Origin of the sequence: Actinotalea sp. C106 (assembly GCF_023630195.1) — a bacterium.
In the GTDB taxonomy this organism is placed as follows: Bacteria; Actinomycetota; Actinomycetes; order Actinomycetales; family Cellulomonadaceae; genus Actinotalea.
This window is the reverse complement of record NZ_JALPKN010000470.1, coordinates 1-1520: the sequence shown is the minus strand read 5'-3', so window position 1 is coordinate 1520 and position 1520 is coordinate 1. Positions and strand designations below refer to the sequence as shown.

Sequence of the window (1520 nt, the reverse complement as noted above, 5' to 3'; positions counted from 1 at the left end):
GAGCTGGCCGCCCAGGTGGTGGCCGTGGTGCCGGAGGCCCGGTCTCGCACCCGCCGCGGCACCGCGGCGCTCGATCTCCCCGCGGGGGTCGCGGCGCAGCTCGACGCTGCAGGGGTGCGGAGCGTCCGTCACCTCGGCGTCTGCACCCTGGAGGACCGGCGGTGGTACTCGCACCGCGGCGTGCCCGGGGGGCGGCCCACGGGGCGCCACGGCGGGGTCGTGCGGCTGCTGCACGCCTCGTGACCTTGGGCGTGTCGCGGGCGTGCGGCGCGGCGGGAGGGTTAGCGTGAGCACTGACCGGATCGACGCCCCTGAGGCGAAGGTCCACCTGGACCGTTCTCGGGAGGAGGCCGCGATGGCCGGAGCGCTGCGCAAGACGATGCTGTACCTGGGGCTGGCCGAGGAGGACCGACACGGTCAGGCCGACGAGTACGTCGACGAGTACGACGAGGAGTACGCCGTGCCGCAGGAGTACGAGGCCGAGGTCACCCCGATCCGGCGTGATGTCGCCCGCCCTGTCCCGACCACGGCCGTCGAGCTGCGTCGGATCACCACGATCCACCCGCGCTCGTACAACGACGCCCGGGTGATCGGTGAGGCCTTCCGGTCGGGAACTCCGGTGATCATGAACCTCTCGGAGATGACCGACGCCGACGCCAAGCGTCTCGTCGACTTCTCGGCGGGCCTGATCTTCGGGCTGCACGGAGCCATCGAGCGCGTCACGAGCAAGGTGTTCCTGCTGTCCCCGGAGCACGTCGAGGTGACCGGCGAGGAGCAGGTCGCCGGCGGCGAGACCCGCGCCGGCTTCTTCAACCAGAGCTGACGTGCTCGACGTCGTCGTCCTGGTCCTCTACTACCTGGTCCTTGCCTTCCTGCTCCTGATGTTCGTCAGGCTCGTGTTCGAGTGGGTCCAGGTCTTCGCTCGGGACTGGCGGCCGCGCGGCGTGGTGCTGGTCGTCGCCGAGGCTGCTTACACCGTGACGGATCCGCCCCTGCGCGCCGTCCGGCGCGTCGTGCCGCCGCTCAACCTGGGGGGCATCAGGTTGGACCTCGCCTTCATCATCGTGATGTTCGCGGGGTGGCTCGTGCTCAACGTGCTCGCCTTCCTGTGACTCACGGGGCCCGCAGGCCCTGTGATGGGCCGACACGCCCGCTCCTGCAGTTCCCAGCCCGTGCACTCCGCCTGATCTCCGCTACCGTGAGCCGTGGCGGTCGGCGGACTGCCGGGGCCCGACCAGCACGAACAACCGAGGTGACACCATGGCTCTGCTGACCGCAGACGACGTCCTGAACAAGAAGTTTCAGGCGACCAAGTTCCGCGAGGGCTACGACCAGGACGAGGTCGACGACTTCCTGGACGAGGTCGTCAACACGCTGCGGTCCGTCACCGCGGAGAACGACGACCTCAAGGGCAAGCTCGCGGCGGCCGAGCGCCGCATCGCCGAGCTGAGCCGTGCGGGTGGCGGCCAGGCCCAGACGCCGGCCCCGGTCGCGCAGCCTGAGCCCACCCCGCAGCCCGA

At 70.7% G+C, this 1520-nt stretch carries 4 protein-coding genes; all 4 read left to right on the top strand.

Annotation, left to right across the window (positions count from 1 at the left end; genetic code table 11):
* Positions 1–243, top strand: a 243-nt coding sequence (locus tag L0B03_RS17710; protein WP_250448311.1) for a laccase domain-containing protein, incomplete at its 5' end; no start/stop codon positions are given.
* 112 nt (positions 244–355) lie between these two features.
* The gene (locus L0B03_RS17705; protein WP_208056942.1) at positions 356–823 is read left to right on the top strand and encodes a cell division protein SepF; all 468 of its coding nucleotides are present in this window, start codon (positions 356–358) and stop codon (positions 821–823) included.
* A 1-nt stretch (position 824) separates the two neighbouring features.
* Positions 825–1112 carry a YggT family protein gene (locus L0B03_RS17700; protein ID WP_308200114.1) on the top strand — a complete coding sequence of 96 codons (288 nt, stop codon included), beginning with the start codon at positions 825–827 and terminating at the stop codon, positions 1110–1112.
* A gap of 148 nt (positions 1113–1260) precedes the next feature.
* On the top strand, positions 1261–1520 hold a 260-nt coding region (locus L0B03_RS17695; protein ID WP_250448309.1), incomplete at its 3' end, for a DivIVA domain-containing protein.

Bases quoted from the DNA above. Each gene is read 5' to 3' on its own strand.
- L0B03_RS17705 (WP_208056942.1), top strand. From the start codon at position 356: ATGGCCGGAGCGCTGCGCAAGACGATGCTGTACCTGGGGCTGGCCGAG.